The 24,862-nt window shown below is 43.4% G+C and carries 27 protein-coding genes and 1 tRNA gene; 23 read left to right on the top strand and 5 right to left on the bottom strand.

Translation table 11 applies throughout. From position 1 onward, the window contains the following. Positions 1-78: 78 nt before the first annotated feature. Positions 79-151, top strand: a tRNA-Met gene (locus tag ACA086_RS12400). A gap of 18 nt (positions 152-169) precedes the next feature. Here ACA086_RS12400 and ACA086_RS12405 read toward each other — a convergent pair. After that, positions 170-556 carry a hypothetical protein gene (locus ACA086_RS12405; protein WP_371003645.1) on the bottom strand — a complete coding sequence of 129 codons (387 nt, stop codon included), beginning with the start codon at positions 554-556 and terminating at the stop codon, positions 170-172. Positions 557-837: 281 nt separating this feature from the next. Between ACA086_RS12405 and ACA086_RS12410 the strand changes: the two genes are divergently transcribed. From ACA086_RS12410 to ACA086_RS12470, 13 genes are all read left to right on the top strand, one after another. Next, positions 838-1,446: a TetR/AcrR family transcriptional regulator gene (locus tag ACA086_RS12410; protein ID WP_371003646.1), complete on the top strand. Its 609-nt coding sequence runs from the start codon at positions 838-840 to the stop codon at positions 1,444-1,446. Positions 1,447-1,509: 63 nt separating this feature from the next. Next, positions 1,510-2,781: a TolC family protein gene (locus ACA086_RS12415; RefSeq protein ID WP_371003647.1), complete on the top strand. Its 1,272-nt coding sequence runs from the start codon at positions 1,510-1,512 to the stop codon at positions 2,779-2,781. Between the two features lie 14 nt (positions 2,782-2,795). Further along, complete coding sequence (locus ACA086_RS12420; RefSeq protein ID WP_371003648.1) at positions 2,796-3,689, top strand: HlyD family secretion protein; 894 nt, start codon at positions 2,796-2,798, stop codon at positions 3,687-3,689. 115 nt (positions 3,690-3,804) lie between these two features. Then, entirely contained in the window at positions 3,805-4,230 is a 426-nt protein-coding gene (locus ACA086_RS12425) for a hypothetical protein (RefSeq protein ID WP_371003649.1), read from the top strand. Positions 4,231-4,254: 24 nt separating this feature from the next. Next, entirely contained in the window at positions 4,255-4,671 is a 417-nt protein-coding gene (locus ACA086_RS12430) for a hypothetical protein (protein ID WP_371003650.1), read from the top strand. A 10-nt stretch (positions 4,672-4,681) separates the two neighbouring features. Continuing rightward, complete coding sequence (locus tag ACA086_RS12435; protein ID WP_371003651.1) at positions 4,682-5,605, top strand: ABC transporter ATP-binding protein; 924 nt, start codon at positions 4,682-4,684, stop codon at positions 5,603-5,605. A 35-nt stretch (positions 5,606-5,640) separates the two neighbouring features. Continuing rightward, a complete protein-coding gene (locus tag ACA086_RS12440) occupies positions 5,641-6,375 on the top strand; it encodes an ABC transporter ATP-binding protein (RefSeq protein ID WP_371003652.1) in 735 nt (244 codons plus the stop codon). 11 nt (positions 6,376-6,386) lie between these two features. Then, complete coding sequence (locus tag ACA086_RS12445; RefSeq protein WP_371003653.1) at positions 6,387-7,493, top strand: ABC transporter permease; 1,107 nt, start codon at positions 6,387-6,389, stop codon at positions 7,491-7,493. Between the two features lies 1 nt (position 7,494). After that, positions 7,495-8,616: an ABC transporter permease gene (locus ACA086_RS12450; RefSeq protein ID WP_371003654.1), complete on the top strand. Its 1,122-nt coding sequence runs from the start codon at positions 7,495-7,497 to the stop codon at positions 8,614-8,616. Beyond that, positions 8,616-9,356, top strand: a complete 741-nt coding sequence (locus ACA086_RS12455) for a TIGR00730 family Rossman fold protein (RefSeq protein WP_371003655.1) — start codon at positions 8,616-8,618, stop codon at positions 9,354-9,356. The genes ACA086_RS12450 and ACA086_RS12455 overlap by 1 nt, the downstream gene beginning before the upstream one ends. Then, complete coding sequence (locus tag ACA086_RS12460; RefSeq protein WP_371003656.1) at positions 9,353-10,249, top strand: hypothetical protein; 897 nt, start codon at positions 9,353-9,355, stop codon at positions 10,247-10,249. The genes ACA086_RS12455 and ACA086_RS12460 overlap by 4 nt, the downstream gene beginning before the upstream one ends. 347 nt (positions 10,250-10,596) lie before the next feature. Next, positions 10,597-11,769 (top strand): family 16 glycosylhydrolase, encoded by a 1,173-nt coding sequence (locus ACA086_RS12465; protein ID WP_371003657.1) that lies wholly within the window; start codon positions 10,597-10,599, stop codon positions 11,767-11,769. A 102-nt stretch (positions 11,770-11,871) separates the two neighbouring features. Continuing rightward, positions 11,872-12,435 carry a nuclear transport factor 2 family protein gene (locus ACA086_RS12470; RefSeq protein WP_371003658.1) on the top strand — a complete coding sequence of 188 codons (564 nt, stop codon included), beginning with the start codon at positions 11,872-11,874 and terminating at the stop codon, positions 12,433-12,435. Positions 12,436-12,506: 71 nt separating this feature from the next. Here ACA086_RS12470 and katG read toward each other — a convergent pair whose 3' ends face one another. Continuing rightward, a complete protein-coding gene (gene katG, locus ACA086_RS12475; protein WP_371003659.1) occupies positions 12,507-14,759 on the bottom strand; it encodes a catalase/peroxidase HPI in 2,253 nt (750 codons plus the stop codon). Between the two features lie 161 nt (positions 14,760-14,920). Here katG and ACA086_RS12480 point away from each other — a divergent pair, with 161 nt between their 5' ends. The 9 genes from ACA086_RS12480 to ACA086_RS12520 all read left to right on the top strand — a co-directional run bounded on the left by ACA086_RS12480 (position 14,921) and on the right by ACA086_RS12520 (position 20,924). Beyond that, positions 14,921-15,286, top strand: a complete 366-nt coding sequence (locus ACA086_RS12480) for a glyoxalase/bleomycin resistance/extradiol dioxygenase family protein (RefSeq protein ID WP_371003660.1) — start codon at positions 14,921-14,923, stop codon at positions 15,284-15,286. A 27-nt stretch (positions 15,287-15,313) separates the two neighbouring features. After that, positions 15,314-15,862, top strand: coding sequence for a DUF1697 domain-containing protein (locus ACA086_RS12485; protein ID WP_371003661.1), 549 nt, complete (start codon positions 15,314-15,316; stop codon positions 15,860-15,862). 45 nt (positions 15,863-15,907) lie between these two features. After that, on the top strand, positions 15,908-16,468 hold the full coding sequence (locus ACA086_RS12490; RefSeq protein ID WP_371003662.1) for a VanZ family protein: 561 nt from the start codon (positions 15,908-15,910) through the stop codon (positions 16,466-16,468). A 96-nt stretch (positions 16,469-16,564) separates the two neighbouring features. Next, complete coding sequence (locus ACA086_RS12495; protein ID WP_371003664.1) at positions 16,565-17,035, top strand: DinB family protein; 471 nt, start codon at positions 16,565-16,567, stop codon at positions 17,033-17,035. 84 nt (positions 17,036-17,119) lie between these two features. Continuing rightward, positions 17,120-17,542 carry a hypothetical protein gene (locus ACA086_RS12500; RefSeq protein WP_371003665.1) on the top strand — a complete coding sequence of 141 codons (423 nt, stop codon included), beginning with the start codon at positions 17,120-17,122 and terminating at the stop codon, positions 17,540-17,542. A gap of 123 nt (positions 17,543-17,665) precedes the next feature. Beyond that, positions 17,666-18,412, top strand: coding sequence for a hypothetical protein (locus tag ACA086_RS12505; RefSeq protein WP_371003666.1), 747 nt, complete (start codon positions 17,666-17,668; stop codon positions 18,410-18,412). A gap of 96 nt (positions 18,413-18,508) precedes the next feature. After that, positions 18,509-18,676, top strand: coding sequence for a hypothetical protein (locus tag ACA086_RS12510; protein WP_369748397.1), 168 nt, complete (start codon positions 18,509-18,511; stop codon positions 18,674-18,676). Between the two features lie 24 nt (positions 18,677-18,700). Further along, a complete protein-coding gene (locus ACA086_RS12515) occupies positions 18,701-20,533 on the top strand; it encodes a glycoside hydrolase family 2 protein (RefSeq protein ID WP_371003667.1) in 1,833 nt (610 codons plus the stop codon). A 4-nt stretch (positions 20,534-20,537) separates the two neighbouring features. Continuing rightward, entirely contained in the window at positions 20,538-20,924 is a 387-nt protein-coding gene (locus ACA086_RS12520) for a hypothetical protein (protein ID WP_371003669.1), read from the top strand. Between the two features lie 17 nt (positions 20,925-20,941). On the opposite strand, the gene acs is transcribed toward ACA086_RS12520, so the two are convergent. From acs to ACA086_RS12535, 3 genes are read right to left on the bottom strand one after another with little or no spacing between them, the layout of a single operon-like run. Next, positions 20,942-22,849: an acetate--CoA ligase gene (gene acs, locus ACA086_RS12525; RefSeq protein ID WP_371003670.1), complete on the bottom strand. Its 1,908-nt coding sequence runs from the start codon at positions 22,847-22,849 to the stop codon at positions 20,942-20,944. Positions 22,850-22,859: 10 nt separating this feature from the next. After that, positions 22,860-24,551, bottom strand: coding sequence for a sodium:solute symporter family protein (locus ACA086_RS12530; protein WP_371003672.1), 1,692 nt, complete (start codon positions 24,549-24,551; stop codon positions 22,860-22,862). 28 nt (positions 24,552-24,579) lie between these two features. After that, positions 24,580-24,840: a DUF4212 domain-containing protein gene (locus ACA086_RS12535; protein WP_371003673.1), complete on the bottom strand. Its 261-nt coding sequence runs from the start codon at positions 24,838-24,840 to the stop codon at positions 24,580-24,582. Between the last annotated feature and the right edge of the window lie 22 nt (positions 24,841-24,862).

Raw genomic sequence — 24,862 nt, forward strand, 5'->3', positions numbered from 1 at the left:
CGGACCCCCGACTATCAAATAATTGTAGGAGCAAATTTTGATATTCCTAAAAAACCGTTGTATCTTTGCCGTCCACATCGCGGGGTAGAGCAGTAGGTAGCTCGTCGGGCTCATAACCCGAAGGTCGCTGGTTCGAGTCCAGTCCCCGCTACAAAGAAAACCATCAGCTTCAGCTGGTGGTTTTTGCTTTTGGAGCAAACCGAGCCTGCTCGAGTTTGCGAAAAAAGGAAAAGCCAGGCCTTGCGAAGCGAGGCAGATGGTTTTCTTTGTAAAGCCCTTCCAAAGGCCCATTTCCGAGTGAAGCGAGGAAATGAATCCAGTTCCCTTTGGAAATGACAAATTCCAAATTCCAAATGACAAAGTTATAGATGGTTTTCTTTGTAAAACCCCCTCTTTGGCCCATTTCCGAGCGAAGCGAGGAAATGAATCCAGTTCCCTTTGGACATGACAAATTCCAAATGACATAGTTATAGACGGCTTTCTTTATAAAGCTCTCTCTTTGGCCCTCCCGATCCACCGAAGTGGAACGAAGGTGGGGAGGAAAGAATCCAGTCATATTCCAAATTACTTCATTTCTTATATTTCAAGTACATATTTAATGATTTGGACAATTCAAGCTTTATTGTGTCCAAAAAATCCTTCGTTTTTTGCGACCAACTCGCTTTGGAGCTTTCATGGGAGACCTACACTGTTAAGAATCCATTGCTACATAGAATCACGCCACTTTTAAAAAAGATAAACTATCCATGCTAAATAAATATTAAAATTAAACCGGAAACTAAATTCGTAAGCAATTTTTTATAACTTTATTAACCATTTAGTTAAATCATGTAGTTAATGAAAGATTCCACGACAGAACAGAAAATTTTAGAGGCAGCAATCAACATATTCCAGAAGAAAGGAATGGCCGGGGCACGCATGCAGGAAATCGCTGACGAGGCCAGAATAAACAAGGCTATGCTGCACTATTATTTTAGGAGCAAACAACGATTGTTCGAAGCTGTTTTTATGCAGACTTTTCTAAAGTTCGCCCCGCAGATCAATGAAATTTTCAGTAGTGATGCTACTGTATTCGAAAAAGTAAGAAGCTTTGTAGACCGCTATATCTCCTCTGTACAGGAAAATCCGTATATCCCCTCTTTTCTGATTCAAGAGATAAATAACAATCCGGAATTTGCACATAATTTTTTCAATACTCATGGGGTTCCCGACCCCAGTCCTTTTGAAAAACAAATAACTGAAGAAATAGAAAAAGGTGTCCTAAAAACCATAGACCCAAAGCAAATGATTTTAAACCTTTTTTCGTTGACTGCATTCTCGTTTGCAGCCAATGGTTTGGTCAAAGGGCTTTTGAATATTGACGAGGAGAATTTTAAAATGATGATGGAAGAACGTAAAAAATTGATACCCGAGCTTATTATAAGTTCCATTAAAAATTATGGATGATGAATATCATTGAAACGGAGACTCTAAAAAACAACATTTGCTTGAACAACTAAATACGATACAATGAATAGACTATTTTCAATTCTCGTATTCATTTTACCCTTTATGGTTGCGGCCCAAGAGACACTTACGCTAGATGAGTGTTTTAAACTGGTAACCGAAAACTATCCGTCGGCAAAACAGTCCGAACTATTGAAAAATCAGGTACGACTGGATATCGAAGCGATCCAAAAAGGAAAATTGCCCAAATTGGATATTAATGCACAGGCCACTTACCAATCGGATGTGACCAGTTTACCCCTCCAACTTCCCAATGTAACCATCGAACCGCCCAACAAGGATCAGTACCGGGCAACTCTGGACGTAAACCAATTGATCTACAACGGCGGGCTGATCGATGCGACCTCCAAAGTGAAGGAGGCCACATCAAAAGTAAACCAACAACATGTAGATGTAAATTTGTACGGTCTGAAAAATCAGGTCAACTCGATGTACCTATCGGTGCTATTGTTGCAGGAAAACCAAGCCTTGCTAAATGCAAAGGAGGAGCAATTGAAATCCCGCATCGAAGAGGTAAGGGCAGGCGTAAAATATGGAGCACTGCTAGCCTCCTCCGAACAGGCATTGGAAGCGGAACTCCTAAAAATAAAACAGCAATTCGCAGAACTGAGTTATAACAGATCGGCCTTGGTACAGCGGTTGTCGCTGCTTATAGGAAAGGAATTGTCCGAAGATGTCAAACTCACAAGACCAGAAGTTTTTTTGGGCGCGACCGAATCACAACGGCCCGAATTACAGCTCTTCGATCTTCAACAGGAACAGATTGATTTTTCCTCTCAACTGATTTCAAAATCAAATCTTCCCAAAGTGAATGCCTTTGCACAGGGCGGGTACGGGAATCCCGGTCTGAACATGCTCGACAATTCGTTCAATACCTTTTATATGGCGGGGCTCAAATTGAATTGGAACGTGTTCGACTGGAAAAAGACCAAGACCGAAAAACAATCCCTTGAAATCAACAAAGAGATTATCGACTCTCAAAAAGAGACTTTTGAACTCAACAACAGTATGGAACTCGTCAATCTGCAATCCGAAATCGATAAAATCGAGGCATTGATCGCCACCGACAATGAAATCATCACCCTTCGGGAGAACATCCTGAAAACAGCGGAATCGCAATTAAAGAACGGGGTCATCACATCATCGGCCTATATAACCGAATTTACGAATCTATACGAGGCCAAAAGCCATCTGAACTTACACGAGACCCAGTTATTGTTGAACAAAATTGAATACCAGATTACAAAAGGAGCCTATAACAAAAACCGATTTTAATTCAATCTATCACAATGAAACAAATATATAATAGCATCGCAGCACTTCTTGTAACTACCCTTTTGTCCTGTACCGGCAATGGGAACAAGGCCGATGGTTACGGAAACTTTGAAGCCACGGAAACCACTATTTCCGCAGAGGCGAACGGAAAACTGTTGACATTCAATGTAGAGGAGGGAAACGTATTGGATAAAAACCAATTGGTCGGCGTAATCGACACGGTGCAGCTGTCGTTAAAACGCGATCAATTGTTGGCCTCCAAAAATACCATCTTTTCCAAATCACGAAATGTACTCTCACAACGGGAGGTACTCAAAGAGCAACTTAGGGTCGCCCAAAACGATCAGAACCGAATCGGAAACCTCGTAAAAGCAAATGCGGCGACGACAAAACAATTGGACGACATCAACGGACAGATTAGCATTATAAAGGAACAAATGAAAAGTGTAGAGAGCCAGAACGCACCGATCGTAAACGAGGTCAAAAGCATCGAGGTACAGGTGCAACAGATCGAGGACCAGATCGAAAAGAGCGTTATTCAAAACCCGGCAAAGGGAACGGTTCTGGTAAAATATGCCGAACCCAACGAAATTACGGCCTTTGGGAAACCCCTGTACAAAATCGCCGATCTCGATGAAATGATACTTCGTGTGTATATCAGCGAAAACCAATTGGCCAATCTAAAAGTAGGTCAAGAGGTTACGGTAAAAATCGATGATGCAGACTCGATGAAATCCTATCAAGGGCAAATATCATGGATCTCCGATTCAGCCGAGTTTACCCCAAAGATCATACAGACAAAAGAGGAGCGGGTCAATTTGGTGTATGCGGTAAAAATCAGGGTAAAAAATGATGGGAGCCTGAAAATCGGGATGCCTGCGGAGATGTGGCTTTCCAATGCCGAATGATAAATTATGTATGCGCAATTGGAAATGGTAAAACTCCAAATAAGGAAAAGTATTAAATAATAAAGATGAAAAAAACAGCACTATCAATAGCAATAATATCCTTGGCTTTTGCAAGTTGCAAGCAAGCCCCAAAGGAAGAAAAAAAAACAATGAGGCTCAAACCGAAATCCAAACGGTTGAAACAGAACATCATCCGGACAGCGAGTGGGTCAATGATATCGTACTGAACAATGGTATCAAATGGCAGGCGAACCAAGAGACTACGGATGGGGTCATGGCCATGTTATCGTTGATCGACGAAAGCAAGCTTTCCTCCAGCGAAGATTATCAAAAGTTAGGCGATGGGTTAAATGAAGTCAAGAACACAGTCGTAAAAGAGTGTACCATGAAAGGGGCCTCACACGACAACCTTCATGTATGGCTACAACCGCTTATCGAAAAAATAGAACTCCTTCAGAACACCGGAAGTGTGGAGGAAGGGGCGAAATTGACTTCCAACATAAAGGAACATTTGGTGGGATATTACGAATATTTTAACTGATCTATTCATATACAAACCACTATTATGAACGGTAAAAACAACATCGCGATAGGATTCTTGACCATGGGACTTTTCATGGCCTACGGTTTCCTTTTGATCTATTTAAGGGACTTTGCCCCGGGCAAGGAAGAATGGGTAAACAGCTATTCCTTCGGGAAGCATTTTGAAAGCAGATTGGCCCATGTACACGGCAATCTCTTTGCTTTTTTGAACATTCTGATCGGCTATCTACTATTGCATTTTAGGGAACGGCTTTCGAGCGTAAAGGCAATATCATGGCTCGCCCTGATCGGTTTGTTGATGCCCTTGGGCATTTTGGCCGAAGTCTATTTGGGCCTTCCGCCGATTTTCGTCCTGATCGGTGCCATATCCATGACCACCTCGGTAGTATGGATGGGGATCTCCTTTTATAAAATGAAATTGAAACCAGGAATAAATTAACCCCAAACCTATGTCCATTTCCTTAGATAACATCAGCAAATCGTACGGCAAAGTCAAAGCCTTGACCGACATTTCCTTTGAGGTGGAACAAGGGGAACTGTTCGGATTGATAGGCCCCGACGGGGCGGGCAAGACGACCCTGTTCCGCATCTTAACCACCTTGTTGTTTCCCGATGAGGGAGAGGCCACGGTTGCGGATTATGATATTATCAAGGATTTTAAGGATATCAGGAGTCATGTCGGATATATGCCGGGAAGGTTCTCACTCTACCAAGATCTTACGGTAGAGGAAAACCTGAACTTTTTCGCGACGATTTTCGGAACGACCATCGAAGAGAACTATGATCTGATCAAGGACATTTACGAACACATCGAACCCTTTAAAGATCGGAGGGCCGGTAAGCTTTCCGGGGGGATGAAACAGAAACTGGCCCTTTCCTGTGCCTTGATACACAAACCGAAAGTATTGTTCTTGGACGAGCCAACGACCGGAGTCGATCCCGTTTCCCGAAAGGAACTTTGGGAAATGCTCAAACGGTTGCAACAGAAAGACATTACAATTTTAGTTTCGACCGCCTATATGGACGAGGCCAGCCTTTGCAACCGGATCGCACTTATACAGGATGGGACCATCCTGAAAATAGACCGTCCGCAAAAAATCATAGATACCTTCCCCAAAAATATCTTTAACGTTAAGGCCAACGCTACCTACAAGTTGTTACAGGATTTGGAGGTCTATCCCGATACACATAGTGTCTATCCGTTCGGGGAGTATGTCCACTTTACAAGCACCGACCCGAATTTCAACCCTTCGGACTTGCTTCATTATTTGGAGGAAAAACAACATTCGGATATCGAAGTCTCGGAAACCGTTGCCACCATTGAGGATGCTTTTATGGAACTGTCCAAAGAAAATGAATTGATCGATAATTAAGAGGCAAAAACTGATAGGTCTAGCCACAAAGAAAAATGGAAAACGAAAATGTCATACAGGTCGAGAACCTGACCAAAATGTTCGGCGATTTTACCGCGGTCAACGAAATCTCGTTCGAGGTGGGCAAGGGCGAGGTCTTCGGATTTTTGGGTGCGAACGGGGCAGGCAAGACCACCGCCATGAAGATGCTGATCGGTATTTCCAAACCGACATCCGGAGAGGCCACCGTTGCAGGTTTCGACGTAAAATCCCATGCCGAGGACGTGAAGAAGAGCATCGGTTATATGAGCCAGAAATTCTCGTTGTACAATGACCTTACCATCAAGGAAAATATTGTTTTTTTCGGGGGAATCTATGGTTTGCAAAAATCGGTCCTAAAGGAAAAGACACAGGCATTGATAGACGAACTAGGGCTTCACGACCATGCGGATGAACTGGTACGTTCCCTCCCCTTGGGCTGGAAACAGAAGGTCGCTTTTTCCGTTGCCCTTTTGCACAATCCCAAGATCATATTTCTTGACGAACCTACGGGGGGTGTAGATCCCATTACCCGTCGGCAGTTTTGGGAAATGATCTATCGCGAAGCCAGTAAGGGGGTTACCATCTTTGTTACCACCCATTATATGGACGAGGCCGAATATTGCGATCGGGTCTCCATCATGGTAGAAGGTAGAATAGAGGCCTTGGATACGCCCAAAAAATTAAAGGAACAGTTTAAAGTGGATTCCATGAACGAGGTTTTTCTGAAACTGGCGAGGAATATCGAATAAACAACAGCTAAATGAAACGATTCAGGGGATTTGTCATCAAAGAGTTCTATCACATTTTTCGTGATAAACGCACATTGGTCATTCTGTTCGGGATGCCCATCGTTCAGATCCTTTTGTTCGGATATGCCGTTACCAATGAGATCAACAACGTTGACCTAGCCATTCTGGACAAATCAAGGGACACCGAGACCCAAAAGATCATCAACGATATCGAGGCCTCAAAATACTTTAAGATCAATGATATGCTGGACGACGAGGGCCAAATAGAATCCATATTCAAAAAGGGGCAGGTAAAGGCGGTATTGGTATTCGGCCCCAATTTCGACAAGAACTTGGTAACCCAAAATTCCGCTGATGTACAGATTATTACTGATGCCACCGAACCCAATGTGGCCAATTCCGTAAGCAATTATTTGTCCTCCATTTTACAGAAATACCAAACGGACATCAACAAGGCCATAAAGGTGCCGTACCAGATCGTACCGGAGACCAAAATGTACTATAATCCCGAACTCAAGAGCGTCTTTATGTTCGTGCCGGGCATCATGACCGTAATCTTGATGCTGGTCTCTGCCATCATGACCTCTATCAGTATTACAAGGGAAAAGGAACTCGGCACCATGGAAATTCTTTTGGTTTCCCCCCTGAAGCCCTACCAGGTTATTTTGGGCAAGGTGTTTCCCTATGTCTTTCTTGCGATTGTCAATGCCATCATAATCTTGGCCCTTGGCTTCTTTGTATTTAAAATGCCCATACAGGGCAGTTATTTCTTGTTAGCATTGGAAAGCATCCTGTTCATATTCAGCGCACTTTCATTGGGCATACTTATCTCGACGATTTCCGAGACGCAACAGACCGCGATGATGGCCTCCTTGATGGGGCTTATGCTCCCGACCATATTGTTGTCGGGCTTTATTTTTCCTATTTCCAGCATGCCCGTCGCCCTACAGGTCATCAGCAACATCATTCCGGCAAAGTGGTTCATTATCTTGATCAAGGGAATTTTGTTGAAAGGGGTAGGTATTACGGTACTGTGGAAGGAAACCTTGGTGCTATTGGCCATGATTACCGTATTTATTGGGGTCAGCATAAAAAAATATAAAATAAGACTGGAGTAGTATGAGAACGATTAACTTCTTACTGGTCAAGGAATTCAAGCAGATCTTTCGTAACAAGCCGATGCTGGTCATTATTTTTATGTTGCCTGTCATACAGTTGTTGATATTGGCCAATGCCGCTTCCTATGAGGTAAAGAACATTGCGTTCTCTGCAATCGATATGGACAATACTCCCTATTCACGAGAGTTATTGAGCAAATTCAAGGCTTCGACCCAGTTTGATTTTATTGCCATGTACCCTTCCGAGGATATGGCGAAAGAGGCCATGCAGGAGGGCACCGTGGATGTTGTATTGCACATACCCCAATATTTTGAACGCAACCTACAAAAGGAAAAAAAATCAAAGCTTTTGGTAACCATAAATGCCATCAACGGGTCTGCGGCGGCGGTCGAGAATATTTATGTTACCACAATCATCAAAGATTTTAACCAAGCGGTCCAAGTAGATCTGATCGATTCGGCGGATATGTCACAAATGCCGAAAAAGGTCAACGTCATCCCCCTTTTCTGGTTCAATCCCGAACTGGATTACAAGACTTTTATGGTTCCGGGAATCTTGGTGTTGCTGGTTACCATGGTCGCCCTTTTTCTTGCCGGAATGAACATTGTACGCGAAAAAGAATTGGGCACTTTGGAACAGATCAACGTAACCCCTATCAAAAAACACGAGTTCATCATCGGAAAATTGACGCCGTTCTGGATCTTGGGCATCGCTGAACTGATCATTGGTTTGGTCATCGCCAAAATCGCTTTCGACATTCCCATGGTGGGCAATCTGGCATTGTTGTTCCTGTTTGCCACGGTGTACCTATTGGTCGTCCTTGGTATCGGCCTGTACATATCCAACTTTACGGAGACCCAGCAACAGGCCATGTTCCTTGCTTGGTTTTTTGCGGTCATCTTTATACTGATGAGCGGCTTGTTTACCCCGATCGAAAGCATGCCCGTCTGGGCGCAGTTCATTACCGAATTCAATCCCGTTAAATATTTCGTGGAGGTGGTGCGCATGGTCATGTTGAAAGGCTCCTCCCTATCAGATATTTCCCCACAACTGATTAAACTGGGCATATATGCCCTTTTAATAAATGCGTTGGCCGTATGGAGCTATAAAAAGGTTAGCTGATGGAAAACAATAACAACAATCGATTACAGACCGACGAATCCAAATTTCTAAAAGGCCCGCTTTCCCGGTTCAAAGAGCTCTTCTTCACATTCAGGGTAATGTTCAGTTTTATCAAGGCCTTCCGGAAAATGCATTTTATCGGACCTTGTGTAACCGTTTTTGGTTCCGCACGATTCGAGCCTGACAATTCCTATTACCAACAGGCCGAAAATGTAGGGGCGGCCTTGGCGAATTTGGGCTTTACCGTCATGACAGGCGGAGGGCCGGGCATTATGGAAGCGGCCAACAAGGGTGCCTATGAGGCGGGCGGCTATTCCGTAGGCTGTAACATCATTCTTCCCTTTGAACAAAAACCGAACCCGTATCTGCATAAATGGATCGACATCCGTTATTTCTTTGTTCGCAAGTTCCTCTTGATAAAATACTCCTATGCGTTCGTGGTCATGCCCGGGGGAATGGGTACGTTGGACGAACTTTTCGAATCGATTACCTTGATCCAGACGAAGATGATCCAGAATTTCCCGGTAGTCATTTTCGGTTCTGAATACCACAAGGAACTCTGCCAACACATTCAGATTATGGCAAAAGAGGAGAGTATAAGTCCAGAAGATATGAAGTTGTTGTTTGTAACCGATTCAGTAGAAGAAATGGCAGAACATATTAAGACCCATTCTATTGAAAAGTTCAAACTGGTCAAAAAAGAGCAAAAACCAAAATGGTGGTTTGCTGAAAATAAATGAAGTACACGGTTCACATATCGATTTCCCTGATTCTCTTTATGTACCTAATCTATGGACAGGACACTTTAGTAAGACCACAAATCGATCTGGCGAAAACCGCACAAGTGAATCAAAGCGATAGTTATATTACGTTTCCCACGGATATCGGCAATCTGGAACCCTTGATGTTCGAGGCCAATGTAAACCCCAGTTTTATTATACGCGAACGTAAGGATTCCCGCTTAATGGCCGTCCTGACTGCACAGATCACCATCCGTATGTTCAATGAGGAATCTTACCCTGTTAAGACACCCAGTTACATTCCCCAGATTTCCGTGTATTATTTGGCAAGTGAAAAGAATGCCGCCGACCGTCTTACCCTGTTCGGAAAAATGGCCCACCACTCCAATGGGCAGGACGGCGGGTTTTATGATTCGGATGGAAATATCAATCTGCAAACGGGAAATTTTGCCACCAATTTTTTTGAATTGGGATTGCTTAAATCCGGATTCAGCAAAACATTGAACGCACAAAAATTTTTCAAAAGCGCGTTCGAGGTACACCCCAGAAGTTGGATGTTGGAAGAACTGCACGGACAATATAGTGGGTTCCGATGGCACAATGCCTTTTTGGCCTATAAACTTCCCATGAAAATGGGGCATCGTGGATCGATAAAGGCTGATTTTTCAGTTAAGGCCGAAACCACTTGGTTTTTGGATAATATCAACGACTGGGACACCTTTAATATCAAGAGGCTCAGTGCCAGTCTTACTTTCTATTACCATCCGAAGTTTTTGGAAGATATCGGATTCTTTGTACAGTATTATCATGGAATCGATTACTACAACATCTATTTTCAGAATCGATTGGACGTCATCCGTTTTGGTATAATGACGGAACTATTGCGGTTTTGAACATAATTAAAAAGTTTGACCAAGAATTCATTTAATATTAAAAAGAATTCCGGGTACCCGGAACAGTTTTCAATAGAAAAGCTGAGGAAATCTTCAACAGATAAAATCTCAACATAACTTAGATAAACCCGTTTTACCAAGAAATTGGTTATAAATATCAGAATACGACAAGTAGCTATTGAAAATATTGGAATTATGCACTGGTCGCCGATGAGTATTACTAAGAACTTGGAAGAAATCCGAACCCAAAAACTCTCGCACTCAGGCTGATCTCTCTATTCCATGTGCTCGGAGTTACGGTTATCCGTAGAAAATTTAGTATTATTGATCTTTCCTAATACCTCTTTATGATTCCTGGATTCCCTTTCTTCACTTCAGAAAATAAAATTAAACTGTTTTATCTTACCCTTTTAGGTCTGACCCTTATCCTTTCCTGCAGTTCTTCTGATCCCGAAACTTCAACCAAACCCTCGAATTTAACTGTGATTATTACGGTAGTCGGTGCTTCTGACACACAACCAGGAGGAGATGGTTCTGGAATGGTTCAGGTAAGTGCATACGCAGAGGACGCAATACGTTACGCATACAGATTTGATGGGGGAGCATTAGAAGAAACTACTTCCAGAACCAGGAGTCATACCTTTGATCGGGAGGGTACGCATTCGTATACCATAGAGGTGTTTGCCTATTCTAATTCAGGAGAATCTATTTCTAAAACAAGCGAAGTAACTATTTTCACTGGTACTATTGAGGAAGAAGCTGGCACAGGAGGAGAAGAAAGTACACTGGTCTTTGCTGATGAATTTGACTATGAGGGTAGCCCTGACTTTTCAAAATGGCATCACCAGGTAATCGGGCCCAACAATGGAAGCTGGTACAATGACGAAGTTCAGCACTATACGGAAAGGGAGGAGAATTCATATGTAAGTAATGGCACATTAAAAATCATAGCTCAAAAAGAACAATACACCAGTGGTGGTGTTTCCAAATCTTATACCTCAGCCCGATTGAACTCCAAATACGCCTTTACCTATGGACGTGTTGAAGTCAGGGCGAAATTGCCTGCCGAAGCCGGCACATGGCCTGCCATCTGGACATTAGGTGCCAACATCAATGAGACAGGAAATTATTTTGGTCAGCAATACGGCAATGTAGGCTGGCCTGCATGTGGGGAGATCGACATCATGGAGCAAAGGGGTTGGGATAAAATCAATACTATCGCCTATTTTCACTGGGGGAATACAAATACAGGGGCATACCAAAGTGAAGGATCTGAGACCGCCGTTCCGGATTCCACCCAGGAATTCCACCTCTACGTACTGGAATGGACTAGCAGTACTATGAGGGTACTGGTCGATGATACCTTGGTATACGAATTAGCCAATACCCAGGACAAACCCTATGATAACCCTCATTATATTTTACTCAATATTGCCATGGGTGGAAATTTAGGTGGTGAGATTCCTGCTGAATTCACCAACGCCACAATGGAAATCGACTATGTTAGGGTGTATCAATAATCGAGTATCCTTTCTCCAAATCCTGATAGCAGACCTAAGCTTCTCTCCACATTGCTTTTTTTTTGTACCTTAAGTAATTAATAACCAATAAACAACCAACCGATGAAAAAAGAATTCATTACCCTTGCGGTACTGGGCCTGTTTGCCCTGTCTGCATGTAAGCAAGCTGCTCCTGCTGAGGAGATGACCAAAACTGAAGCACCTGATTATGCGGCATTTGACGAAAAAGTAGCCGTAATCAGTGCATTTTATCAGGCACATTCCGATGAGGATCTGGAAACTTTAAGCAACATGCTTGCTGACACCCTGCAGTGGAGTCCACCTCAGTATAACGGAAACCAATGGCTGGGGAAAGCGGATCTGCTCGCTGCTTTAAAGAATTATCACGATAATTTTGAAAATATACAGTTTACTCCAGGGGTCGCTACTCCGGAAAGTACAGAAGGAGGCTACTGGTCAGGGTCAGTTTTTCCCGAAAAAACTGCAACCAGCTCCCCAACTAATATCAGGGTTTACGGCACCTGGAATGCTACCCATACCGAAACGGGCAAGCCTATTGGAGTAAAATTCTACGCCCTGCTTTCTGTGAATAAAGACGGAAAAATTGTCAGTGGATCAGACTATTTTGATGTGAATGGCCTTGCAGTACAAATTGCGGCAGAATAGACTTTTCCAATAATTGATTCACAAAAAATGGCCCCGGAAAGGGACCATTTTATTCACTAAGAGGCTAAGCTTTAGGCCAGGTCGAACCGATCGAGGTTCATCACCTTATTCCATGCCTTTACAAAGTCCTTTACAAACTTTCCATTGGCATCGTCAGAGCCATAGACTTCGGCAATTGCCCTAAGTTCAGTATTAGAACCAAAGATCAGATCAACCCTTGTTCCTGTCCATTTCTTCTCTCCTGTATTTCTGTCATGACTTTCGAATACCTCCTCATCAGAGTCGATAGCCTTCCATTCATTACTCATATCAAGTAGGTTTATAAAGAAATCATTACTAAGAGTTCCCGGTCTATTCGTAAATACACCATGTCCTGAACCATCATAATTCGCCGCAAGAGCTCTCATCCCTCCTACCAGAACCGTCATTTCAGGTGCAGTAAGAGTCATTAATTGAGCTTTATCTACCAGCATATCTTCGGTTGAAACAGAAGATTTTATTTTGCGGTAGTTCCTGAAACCATCGGCAATAGGCTCCAGTACGTCAAAGGCTTCCGCATCAGTCATCTCAGCTGAGGCATCAGTGCGCCCCGGAGAAAAAGGAACATTTATATGCTGTCTGGCGTCCTTTGCTGCTTTTTCAACTGCAGAGCATCCGCCAAGCACGATCAGATCCGCCAGGGATATTTTTTTATCCCCTTTCTGAGCAGCATTAAAGTCGTTCTGCACCTTCGTAAGCGCATCAAGCACTTTTCCTAATTGTACAGGATTGTTTACTTCCCATTGATTCTGAGGTTCAAGTCTTACACGAGCCCCATTAGCCCCTCCTCGATTATCAGAACCTCTGAAAGTGGAAGCAGATGCCCAGGCAGTGCTTACCAGTTCAGAAACGGATAGTCCTGTATTTAAAATCGTTTCTTTGAGGTTTTCAATATCCTTTTCATTTACGAGTTCATGATCAACCGCAGGAACAGGATCTTGCCAGATCAGCTCTTCTGAAGGAACTTCAGGACCGAGGAAACGCGACTTGGGTCCCATGTCTCTATGGGTAAGTTTATACCATGCCTTTTGGTATGCTTCTTTAAATTCCTGAGGGTTCTCCAAGAAGTGCTTTGAAATTTTTTCATAGGCAGGATCCATCCTTAATGAAAGATCTGTCACCAACATAAACGGTGCATGTTTCTTTTCCGGGTCATGTGCATCGGGAACTGTTCCTGCTCCTGCGCCATCCTTTGGCTGATATTGCCATGCTCCGGCCGGACTCTTAGTGAGTTCCCATTCATAGCCAAAAAGGTTCTCCAGGTATTTGTGGCTCCACTTTATTGGAGTATCTGTCCAGGCTCCTTCCAGACCACTGGTAATTGTATCCGATCCTTTCCCGCTTTTAAAGTTACTTTTCCAGCCAAGGCTTTGCAATTCGATTGGTGCTCCTGCAGGTTCTGCCTCAAGAAACTCTGCATCACTGGCTGCGCCGTGGGTTTTACCAAATGTATGGCCTCCGGCAATCAGGGCAACAGTTTCGTAGTCGTTCATTGCCATTCTACCGAAAGTCTCTCTGATATCATGAGCAGCGGCCAAGGGGTCGGGGTTTCCGTTTGGCCCTTCCGGGTTAACATAGATAAGACCCATATGAGCTGCACCCATTTGTCTTTCCAGTTCACCTTCTTCATTGTACCTCGCTTTATTTCCCAACCAGGTAGTTTCTGATCCCCAGTAAATATCTTCTTCGGGCTGATAAATGTCTTCTCGCCCACCTGCAAATCCATACATGGGTAGGCCCATGGATTCATGTGCAACATTCCCGGCAAGAATGAGTAAATCTGCCCATGAAATTTTCTTTCCGTATTTCTTTTTAATCGGCCATAAAAGCACTCTGGCCTTGTCCAGGTTTGCATTATCCGGCCAGCTGTTCAAAGGGGCAAAGCGCTGGGCACCTGTCCCACCTCCACCGCGGCCATCCGAAATTCGGTAAGTCCCGGCCGCATGCCATGCCATACGAATAAAGAAAGGACCATAATGCCCGTAATCGGCCGGCCACCAGTCCTTTGAATCAGTCATAAGATCCGTGAGATCTTTTTTTAGCGCCTTAAGGTCGAGGCTTTTAAATTCTTTTGCATAGTCAAATTCTTCCCCCATCGGGTCAACCAGCTCAGAATGCTGGCGAAGGATATTGAGATTTAACGAATTGGGCCACCAATCGCGGTTGGTAGTCCCGCCTCCGGCAACCTGCTGCAGTTCCCCATTGAGAAATGGGCATTTACTTTCATCGTTAGCCTGGTAAGCGGAACCGTTAGATGATCCGCTCCTGTCTTTTATGTCTTCCATGGTATATGTAATTAGGTTTTTAGAGAGTACCTCAAATTTACCAAATGAAACCCTATTATCCACAGACGTTTGATCGATATAAACTATGGCTCATGTAAATTTCCGATCTTGTGAAGCGTTCGGATTCATACTGTAATTATTAACCGAAGATTTTCTTTCAAATGAAAAAAGCTAATTCCGCATTGTACATTATACCTGTCCTACCATCAACAGATATAAATCGCGATCTTGAATGGTATAAAAAATACACCGGGTTTACCTATGTATTTGGAGATAAAGGATACGCAGGTTTGCAGAGAGAGCAACTGGAATTTCATTTACAATTCCACCACGGAAACGAAGAAGATCCAGTCCTTGGTTCTGTGATGAAGATCTTCGTCAGTGATATAAAGCCATACTTCGAAGAATTTTTAGAGAGAGGAGCCATAGCAGAAGATAAATTACGCATGAATACGCCCTGGGGCACGCATGAATTTGGTTTCTACGATCTTAACGGAAATGCGGTTTTTATTGTTCAGGACATTTGATACTAAAATTTGATTACAGCATATACCATGGAAACATTTGTTGCCTTATTAAGAGGGATTAACGTGGGCGGACACCATAAGGTCCCCATGGCAGAGCTTCGCACTGAATTCGAAAAGATGGGATATTCTAAGGTGATCACCCTGCTGAATTCCGGGAACATTATTTTTAAAGCTGCTTCAGAAGACGAATACAAGCTCCAGGATGAGATATTCTCAAATATTTCGAAGGCTTTTGGCTTTGAGATCCCCACAACAGTTATTAAGGCAAAACAAATTTTAAATTTAACGGCTGATAATCCGTTTTCAAATGAAAGTTTGCACAACAACATCAGGTTTTATGCCACCTTTCTCAATAACAGCAGTAAATCACAGATCCCCCTACCCTGGCAGAGTGAAGATGGGGCCTATCGTATCATCTATCATCAAGGAAGAATAATTTGCAGCGTACTCGACCTCAGCGTTTCCAAAACACCTGAAGCTATGGGCATTCTACAAAGCTTTTACGGAAAAAAGATCACCACCAGAAACTGGAATACAGTGGTCAGGGTTGAGAACAAACTGGCCAGCCTGAAATAAGAAAACCTCGAATTTAGTACCTTACAAGATGGTTATTTCAGAATAATGAAGAAGGATACCAATATAAAAGAAAAGTATCTCTGGCTGGCTGTAATCGTGGTCTACCTCACCATCCTTTCAACACTATTTATGGGTCGGCCTTTTGCTAACCAATTAAGGGATCAGAATGTGCAGGCAGTCTTCTTTCTCCTTGGGATGTTTCTTGTTGGTGCTGCTGTTTTACTTCACGGACTGATAAGAAAACCCTCTGGGATAGAATACGCCGTATTAATTGGCATCATTGGAGTCTATGTCATGTTCTTTTTTCGCCTGGGCGCGCCTGAACGGAGCCACCTTATAGAATACAGTGTACTGGCCATCCTCCTGCACAAGGCAATCAGGAGAAGACCAAAATTAGAAGGTGCCATCTGGAAACCAGCGTTTCTGGCCTGGCTGGCAGGAGTATTGCTTGGCACTCTTGATGAAGGGATTCAATATTTTCTTCCTGATCGAGTCTTCGACACCGAAGACATTGTATTCAATAGTATGGCAATTACCATGGCTATAATCGCCACGATGATTCTGAACTGGCTCAGCAAAAGATTCAGGAAGAATAGAGCAGATTGAAATCGTTCATCAATACAAACGAGACGGTTAACAATTTCATTTATCCTAACTTTATTGGGTATTCAATAATGGGAAATCTTAGAAGCTTAATACACTATGAATCAATCGACTTTCATTGCCAAACATATCAGGGAATTTTATTTTGGTGGAAACTGGACAGCTGTTAACCTCAAGGATGGTCTTGCAGGACTCAGCTGGAAAGAAGCTGTTCATACAATCGATGAGCTGCACAGCATTGCAGAGCTCGTTTATCACATTAATTATTTTGCCAGAGTAGTGAGCAGGGTTCTGGAAGGGGAACCTCTAAAGGGAAAGGATTCTGAAAGCTTTGATTGTCCTCCCATCCAAAATAGCTCCGACTGGGAAGAGCTTAAAAACAGGACATGGGAGGAAGCTGAAAAATTTATTTCATTGGTTGAAAAAATCCCTGAGGAGGAATTACTAGTTCTACTGGCCGATGAAAAATACGGGTCCTACCAAAGGAATCTGATCGGTATTATTGAACACTCGCATTATCATTTGGGACAGATCATACTTCTCAGGAAATTTCTTAAAAATGGGATTTGATCAGAAATCATTACTTTTAAATGGATAAATATGAGCGTAATACACTTCGCAGTATTTTCTAAATAACCTGAAAACCAAGAAACCATGAATCCTATTGTTCGCAATATCCTGGCAGTAATCGCAGGCCTTGTACTGGGCAGTGCCGTAAACATGTTCTTTATTTCGCTCAACGGACGCGTAATTACCCTGCCTGAAGGTGCAGACGTCAGTACCATGGAAGGCCTGAAGGAAAGCATGTCTCTCTTCGAACCAAAACATTTTATTTTTCCATTTTTAGCTCATGCCATAGGTACCTTAATAGGCGCTTATTTTGCTGCGAAAATTGCGGCTACAAGAAAAATGATGTTTGCGATGATCGTGGGTATAGGTTTCCTGATTGGTGGAATTATTAACGTAATCAACCTTCCGGCCCCTGCATGGTTTTCAACTTTAGATCTGATTGCGGCCTACATCCCGATGGGATGGTTAGGAGGACGATTGGGAACCAAACACTCTAGTAAGAACTAAGAGCACTTAAATATTGTTCTTTGTTACCGCCTGGTGGATACATTGACCCGGCCTTCAAATAGCTTATTTAAATTCTTCTGGTTCTTGATAACTTACATTAAGTAACCTTAAACCAACCATATCATGTCTGAACAGAAAAAATCCAAGACCCCCTGGGATATCATTCAATCTTCCATCCTGCTCCTTACCCCCGTTCTCGTTGCCGTAATGGGCTATTTTTTTAACAAAAGCCTTACCGAAATTGAAAGTCAGATCGCCAACGTAACGGCCATGAAGCCTTTTATGGAAATGATTGCCGATCCTGATATTACTACCTCAAAAATGGGGGCTTATGCCATCTATATGCTCAAAAAAGATGATGACCCCCAGATTGCGGCACAGATGATCTTAGCCCCTGGAAAACAACATTTGCTGGATGTACTTGTGGATATAGGAAATCGGGATACTGCCATAAAGAGTGTGGTAAATCACGTACTTGATAATCTCGATCTGTCCTCAGGAGATACAAGTCAGTTATCTGATATCCAAAAAAATGCTCTTAGCATTATCGATAAAATTGACAAGCAGACAGCCAGTGAACTGATCGATCCTGGTGAAGGAGAACCTTTAGCTAAGGACTGGCTATATCTGGGAAATTTTTCACCCGGCCAAAATAGTGACCGAATTATCAGTGAAAGGCCCCAAATTGGGCAGGAATATAACCTCATTAAAGACGCCAATGTCCGCGCAGATAAACCCAGAAAAGAAAATGGATACAAGCTACCGTCATTTGTTAGAGTAGCAAAAAAGGGGAGTACGATTAAGATAGACACACTCACCGTCGACAAAAAAGGACATAACTGGGCCAGAATCAGGTTTGTGAATGAATAAAGGATAAAACGAAAATGTTTTAAGTACCTTTAGGTAGCAGGAGGGATCAACAGGAATCCTCTGGCATACTTTAAAATCATCTCAAACCACATAACTATGAAAAAAGTATTGATCCTGAACGCGCTCATTTGGGCCGGTGTTATTCTTATTGCCTCTTCCCTTGTGGGGGACCATCCCCGATATCAGATCCTGATAGGAGTACTGGCTGTCGGTTTTACCTTACAAAATGGCTTCACCTATGCCTTCCTGAAGGAAAAAAACTAAGATTGAATTCTTTTTAATCGGTCTATGGAATCTACAAAGTACCTTCTGAGCCTTTTCCTGATCCTGAGTTTCACTATATTTTTATCTGCCCAGCAGCCAGGAATAATAAACACCTACAACAGGCCTTCCACTTCCTTAAATGGTTACTGGAAGTATATTGTAGACCCCTACGAAAATGGGTTTTACAACTACCGACTTGAAGCCTTCGAGAACCAGAAAGATCCGGGAAAGAACGCCTTTTTTACCAATTCAAAACCTGATAATCCTTCCGAGCTGATTGAATATAATTTTGATCTTAGTGATAGTCTGCAAGTGCCCGGCGACTGGAATACTCAGGAAGAAAAATTATTCTATTACGAAGGGTCCCTCTGGTATAAGAAGTCATTTGACTACGAGCTTGAAGAACCATCGAACCGTCTATTTGTGCATTTCGGAGCATCGAATTACCAATCGGATGTATACCTCAACGGCAAGAAATTAGGGCGTCATATCGGGGGCTTTACCCCCTTTTCCTATGAAATAACTAAACTTCTAAATGCCAGGGATAATTTCCTGATAGTGAAAGTAGATAACAAGAGGATAAAAGAAGGTGTTCCCACCCTTAATACCGATTGGTGGAATTACGGCGGAATTACCAGGGAAGTAAAACTCATTGAGACTCCTTCTACATTCATTAATGATTATTTTCTTTACCTCAATCCCCAAGACCCGACCCGGATTCAGGGTTTTGTTCAACTCAAGGGGAAACAACTTGCAAATCAGGCAATTGACGTAGGCATCCCGGCATTGTCTGTAACCCTTCCATTGATTACGAATAATGAAGGGTATGCTAAGGTGGATATTTCAGTACAACAGATCAGATACTGGTCGATTGAGGACCCGTTTCTGCACGAGGTTGTCATTTCCTCAGGGAAGGATAAAATAAAAGAACAGATCGGATTCCGCACCATTACGACCCAGGGGAGTAAAATTCTGCTCAACGGATCTCCTGTATTCCTAAAAGGGATTTCCATACACGAAGAAAAGCCTTTTAAAGGTGGCAGGGGAAACAGCGAAGAAGATGCGAATCAGTTATTGTCCTGGGCCAGGGAAATGGGATGTAATTTTGTTCGACTGGCACATTATCCGCACAATGAACATATAGTGCGAATGGCCGATCAAATGGGGTTACTGGTGTGGGAGGAAAATCCTGTTTACTGGACAATCTCCTGGGATAATCCCGATACTTATGCAAATGCAGCCCGGCAACTCCGAGAACTTATTTCCCGTGATAAAAACCGGGCTTCCGTCATTATCTGGTCTATGGCCAATGAGACTCCTGCAAGCGATGCGAGGACTGAATTTCTGACCAATCTTTCCCTTTTGGCCAGAGACATGGACCCTTCCCGACTCATAAGTGCGGCATTGGAGCAGGGAAGATATAACAACGATCCATTGATAAGAACCATCGATGACCCCTTCGCATCTGTTGTAGACATTCTAAGTTTCAATCAATACATAGGCTGGTATGATGGTCTCCCCGATAAATTAGACCAAATAAAATGGCGTATAGCACAGGAAAAACCAGTCCTGATCTCAGAATTTGGAGCAGGAGCCAAATACGGTCTTCATGGGGATAAGCTTACGCGATGGACAGAAGAATATCAGGAATTCCTGTATGAGGAAACTATAAAGATGCTCGGTACCATCCCGCAGCTTCAGGGTATGTCTCCCTGGATCCTGGTGGATTTCAGATCGCCCCGAAGAGTCCTTCCCGGGATACAGGACGGATGGAACAGAAAAGGCCTGATTTCAGAAGAAGGAAAGAGAAAAAAGGCCTTTTATACCCTTCAGAAATACTACCAATCCAAAGACTAAGCACTTGATTCTATTTGCACAGATTCTCGTAGCTCTTTTTGGACTGTTTCTGATATTCGTGGGGTTTCTGATGTTACTCGCACCCAACCGCATGTGGAAGACATTAAATAAAGCCGCCAGTACTCCTCAGATACATTTTGGCGAATTGACTTTGAGAATGATCCCGGCAGCCGGACTAATCATCTACGCCTCGCATTCAAAATTTCCTGAGTTCCTACAGATCCTGGGCTGGTTTATGATAGGTACTTCCATACTCCTAATGCTATTACCAAGAGCCTGGCATTATGCTTATGCACAAAAGTGTGCAACCATGCTTCCGCCCTATCTTATAAGACTTCTCGCCCCTTTTTCTTTTGCATTTGGCGGATTTATCCTTTATTCCATTATTTAGGATAGATAGCAGTGATATTATTGCGCATCCTTTATAATGGCTTCCACTACTTCAGGATTCAGCAAGGTGCTTATATCCCCGAGATTGGAGGTGTCATTTGCAGCGATCTTTCTCAAAATACGCCTCATTATTTTTCCGCTTCGCGTTTTAGGCAGACCAGGTACAAATTGAATCTTGTCCAGTTTGGCGATAGGGCCTATATGCTCTGAAATCTGCTGATTGATTTCTTTTTTCAGATTTTCCCTGTCACGCCTCTCCCCCCCGTGTTTGAGGATCACAAAACCGTAAAGGGCATTACCCTTGATATCGTGTGGATAGCCTACGATGGCTGATTCTGAAACCGACTGGTGTTCATTAATGGCGTCTTCAATAGGCGCAGTCCCCAAATTATGTCCGGAAACGATTATTACATCATCTACCCTACCGGTGATCCTGTAGTATCCCACTGCATTCCTCATAGCCCCGTCCCCGGTGAAGTACATATTTTTAAAGGCAGAAAAATAAGTATCGTAATAGCGTTGGTGATCTCCCCAGATTGTTCGGGCCATTGAGGGCCAGGGAAACTTTATGCACAATCGGCCCTCTACCTGATTCCCTTTTATTTCATTTCCCTTCTCGTCCATAAGAGCTGGCTGAATACCTATAAAAGGTAAGGTAGCATAGGTGGGGATTGTAGGAGTAACATAAGGAATGGGTGAGATCATTATCCCTCCTGTCTCCGTCTGCCACCAGGTATCTACTATCGGACTATTGTTCTTTCCAATATTGTTATTATACCAATGCCATGCTTCTTCGTTGATAGGTTCCCCTACTGTACCCAGTACTTTTATAGAAGAAAGATCATACTTGTCCACAAAATCCAGGCTCTCTTTGGCCAGGGCCCTGATAGCGGTTGGGGCGGTATAAAACTGGTTGACTTTGTGTTTGGCTACCACTTCCCAGAACCTACCGTAATCAGGATAGGTAGGCACCCCTTCAAACATTACTGTGGTGGCACCGTTGGCCAGGGGGCCATAAACGATATAAGAATGTCCGGTTATCCAACCAATGTCCGCAGTACACCAATAGATGTCATTTTCCCGATACCGGAATATATTCTTAAAGGTATATGCTGTGAATACCATATATCCGGCGGAACTGTGAACCATTCCTTTTGGTTTACCTGTGGAACCAGAAGTATACAGGATAAACAACGGGTCTTCAGCATCCATTATTTCCGCCTTACAATCTTCGCTGGCCTTGTCTAAAAGAGGAGCTATCCACTGATCCCTCCCATCCTTCATCCTGACCTCCCCACCTGTCCTTTTGACGACCAGGACAGCCTTAACCCCTTTGCAGCTTTCCAGGCCCTGATCCACTATTTCTTTGAGATTCAGGGTCTTTCCTCCCCGGAAGGAGCCATCGGAAGTAATTACAAGCCTGCAATCACAATCATTGATCCGCGCTGCAAGAGCCTGTGAGGAAAAGCCGGCAAAAACCACAGAGTGGATCGCACCGATTCGCGCACATGCCAGTACCGCAATGGCCAATTCTGGTATCATAGGAAGGTAAATACAAACGCGGTCTCCCTTGCTTACACCCTGTGATTTAAGCACATTGGCAAATCGGCATACTCTGGCATGCAATTCATTGTAACTGATATGCTGTGCTTCTTCCCCAGGATCATTTGGTTCAAATATTATTGCTGTTTTATTCCCACGTGCCGGAAGGTGCCTGTCGAGGCAATTCTCGGTGATGTTTAGTTTGGCCCCTTCAAACCAGGTTACTTCGGGTTTAGAGAAATCCCATTTCATAACATTCGTCCAGCGTTTTCTCCAGAAAAAGTGCTCTTCTGCGATCTCCTCCCAGAAATTTTCCGGTTCCCTTACTGATTTTCGATAGAGCTGAAAATACTCTTCCAGGTTTTTAATGCTGTAATTACTCATGCGTATCGGTTTAATGTGAATTTGCTCTCCCGGCGTTTTTTGGTAATCGGATGTTCTCTACAATTTCCTGTACCTCTATCGGTGGGTCCTTAAACAATGCCGAAACGGAGAGGGATACTATAAAATTAAGCAACATGGCCACAGTTCCAAAGCCTTCAGGAGAAATTCCAAGCCACCAGTCTGAAGAATTTCCCCCACCAAACATATCAAACTTGAATCTGAGCATATAATAAAGCATTATTAAGATTCCTGCCACCATTCCGGCGGTAGCTCCTTCCTTGTTCATTTTTTTATAAAATATGCCCAGGATGATTGCAGGAAAGAAGGAAGCTGCCGCAAGTCCAAATGCCAGTGCTACCGTTGCAGCCACAAAATCGGGTGGGTTGATCCCAAAATACCCTGCTATGCACACGGCTATTACTGCAGAAATCCTGGCCATTACAAGTTCGTATTTGTCGGAAATATTTGGTTTCCATTGCTTTTTTATAAGATCATGGGAAATAGCCGTGGAAATGACGAGCAATAAACCTGCAGCGGTTGAGAGTGCTGCAGCCAGGCCACCAGCAGCAACTAAGGCAATTACCCAATTGGGAAGCTTAGCGATCTCCGGATTTGCCAGCACAGTGATATCGGGATCCACGGTGAGTTCGTTCTTATCCGTATCTCCTACGTACTGGATAAGGCCATCCTTGTTTTTATCATCATATACAATTAAGCCTGTGGTTTCCCATTTCCGGAACCATTCGGGCATTTCTTCATAGGGTTGATCACTTACTGTTTCGATAAGGTTTGTCCTGGCAAATACCGCCACTGCCGGTGCAGTTGTATAAAGAATGGCAATAAAAAGAAGGGCGTATCCGGCTGATTTCCTTGCATCCCTCACATTGGGAACAGTAAAAAACCGAACGATGACATGGGGTAATCCTGCGGTACCTACCATCAGCGCAGCAGTAATACAAAAGATGTCAATTGTGGATTTTGAACCATCTGTATATGCCGTAAATCCAAGAGCTTCAGAAAGACCGTCTAATTTATCAAGCAGTGATATTTCCTCTCCTAGAACCTGTGCACCCATTCCCAGTTGAGGAACCGGATTCCCTGTCATTTGAATCGAAATGAAAATAGCGGGCACCATAAAGGCAAAGATCAGGACACAGTACTGAGCAACCTGGGTATAGGTAATCCCTTTCATCCCACCGAGTACCGCATAGAACAAAACAATGATCATTCCGATAATTACTCCCGTGTCTATAGGAACTTCAAGAAAACGTGAAAACACAAGTCCAACCCCCCTCATTTGACCAGCCACATAGGTAAATGAAACCAACAAGGCGCAAATAACAGCTACCGTCCTCGTTATATTAGAATAATAGCGATCTCCTATAAAATCAGGGACCGTGAATTTTCCAAATTTTCTGAGATAAGGAGCAAGAAGAAGAGCGAGTAGAACGTATCCTCCCGTCCAGCCCATCAAATAAACTGAACCGTCATAACCTGTAAAAGAAAGGAGGCCGGCCATCCCCAAAAAAGAGGCCGCAGACATCCAGTCGGCAGCCGTTGCCAGGCCGTTGGCCAAAGCAGGAACATGGCCTCCGGCAATATAAAAATCACTGGTTGAGCTGGCTCTCGACCAGATGGCAATCCCGATATAAAGGGAAAAGGATATGACGACCAGAAGGAGCGTCCAACTCTGTACGTCCATGTTTTAGCTTATTGTTTTCTGGATATCATTAGTCATCGTATCCGTATTTCTTATCAAGTTTATTCATCAGTCGGACATAAACAAAAATGAGGATTACAAAAACATAGATAGCGCCTTGCTGTGCAAACCAGAATCCAAGGCCAAATCCACCTATTTTAATAGCATTCAACCAGTCTTTTAAGAGGATGCCCGCCCCAAAGGACACGACAAACCATATAGAGAGCAATATCACAAGATACCTCAGGTTTTCATTCCAGTAAGCTTTTGCTTTCTTCTGTGGATTGTCCATTGCAGAATAATTATCCTATGCC

Source organism: Muriicola sp. E247 (assembly GCF_041358175.1).
Classification (GTDB): domain Bacteria; phylum Bacteroidota; class Bacteroidia; order Flavobacteriales; family Flavobacteriaceae; genus Muriicola.

Bases quoted from the DNA above. Each gene is read 5' to 3' on its own strand.
- ACA086_RS12530 (WP_371003672.1), bottom strand. From the start codon at position 24,551: ATGGACGTACAGAGTTGGACGCTCCTTCTGGTCGTCATATCCTTTTCC.
- katG (WP_371003659.1), bottom strand. From the start codon at position 14,759: ATGGAAGACATAAAAGACAGGAGCGGATCATCTAACGGTTCCGCTTAC.
- ACA086_RS12480 (WP_371003660.1), top strand. From the start codon at position 14,921: ATGAAAAAAGCTAATTCCGCATTGTACATTATACCTGTCCTACCATCA.
- acs (WP_371003670.1), bottom strand. From the start codon at position 22,849: ATGAGTAATTACAGCATTAAAAACCTGGAAGAGTATTTTCAGCTCTAT.
- ACA086_RS12465 (WP_371003657.1), top strand. From the start codon at position 10,597: ATGATTCCTGGATTCCCTTTCTTCACTTCAGAAAATAAAATTAAACTG.
- ACA086_RS12440 (WP_371003652.1), top strand. From the start codon at position 5,641: ATGGAAAACGAAAATGTCATACAGGTCGAGAACCTGACCAAAATGTTC.
- ACA086_RS12500 (WP_371003665.1), top strand. From the start codon at position 17,120: ATGAATCCTATTGTTCGCAATATCCTGGCAGTAATCGCAGGCCTTGTA.
- ACA086_RS12445 (WP_371003653.1), top strand. From the start codon at position 6,387: ATGAAACGATTCAGGGGATTTGTCATCAAAGAGTTCTATCACATTTTT.
- ACA086_RS12455 (WP_371003655.1), top strand. From the start codon at position 8,616: ATGGAAAACAATAACAACAATCGATTACAGACCGACGAATCCAAATTT.
- ACA086_RS12505 (WP_371003666.1), top strand. From the start codon at position 17,666: ATGTCTGAACAGAAAAAATCCAAGACCCCCTGGGATATCATTCAATCT.
- ACA086_RS12415 (WP_371003647.1), top strand. From the start codon at position 1,510: ATGAATAGACTATTTTCAATTCTCGTATTCATTTTACCCTTTATGGTT.
- ACA086_RS12495 (WP_371003664.1), top strand. From the start codon at position 16,565: ATGAATCAATCGACTTTCATTGCCAAACATATCAGGGAATTTTATTTT.
- ACA086_RS12430 (WP_371003650.1), top strand. From the start codon at position 4,255: ATGAACGGTAAAAACAACATCGCGATAGGATTCTTGACCATGGGACTT.
- ACA086_RS12535 (WP_371003673.1), bottom strand. From the start codon at position 24,840: ATGGACAATCCACAGAAGAAAGCAAAAGCTTACTGGAATGAAAACCTG.
- ACA086_RS12420 (WP_371003648.1), top strand. From the start codon at position 2,796: ATGAAACAAATATATAATAGCATCGCAGCACTTCTTGTAACTACCCTT.
- ACA086_RS12405 (WP_371003645.1), bottom strand. From the start codon at position 556: ATGACTGGATTCTTTCCTCCCCACCTTCGTTCCACTTCGGTGGATCGG.
- ACA086_RS12485 (WP_371003661.1), top strand. From the start codon at position 15,314: ATGGAAACATTTGTTGCCTTATTAAGAGGGATTAACGTGGGCGGACAC.
- ACA086_RS12470 (WP_371003658.1), top strand. From the start codon at position 11,872: ATGAAAAAAGAATTCATTACCCTTGCGGTACTGGGCCTGTTTGCCCTG.
- ACA086_RS12515 (WP_371003667.1), top strand. From the start codon at position 18,701: ATGGAATCTACAAAGTACCTTCTGAGCCTTTTCCTGATCCTGAGTTTC.
- ACA086_RS12435 (WP_371003651.1), top strand. From the start codon at position 4,682: ATGTCCATTTCCTTAGATAACATCAGCAAATCGTACGGCAAAGTCAAA.
- ACA086_RS12510 (WP_369748397.1), top strand. From the start codon at position 18,509: ATGAAAAAAGTATTGATCCTGAACGCGCTCATTTGGGCCGGTGTTATT.
- ACA086_RS12460 (WP_371003656.1), top strand. From the start codon at position 9,353: ATGAAGTACACGGTTCACATATCGATTTCCCTGATTCTCTTTATGTAC.
- ACA086_RS12490 (WP_371003662.1), top strand. From the start codon at position 15,908: ATGAAGAAGGATACCAATATAAAAGAAAAGTATCTCTGGCTGGCTGTA.
- ACA086_RS12450 (WP_371003654.1), top strand. From the start codon at position 7,495: ATGAGAACGATTAACTTCTTACTGGTCAAGGAATTCAAGCAGATCTTT.
- ACA086_RS12410 (WP_371003646.1), top strand. From the start codon at position 838: ATGAAAGATTCCACGACAGAACAGAAAATTTTAGAGGCAGCAATCAAC.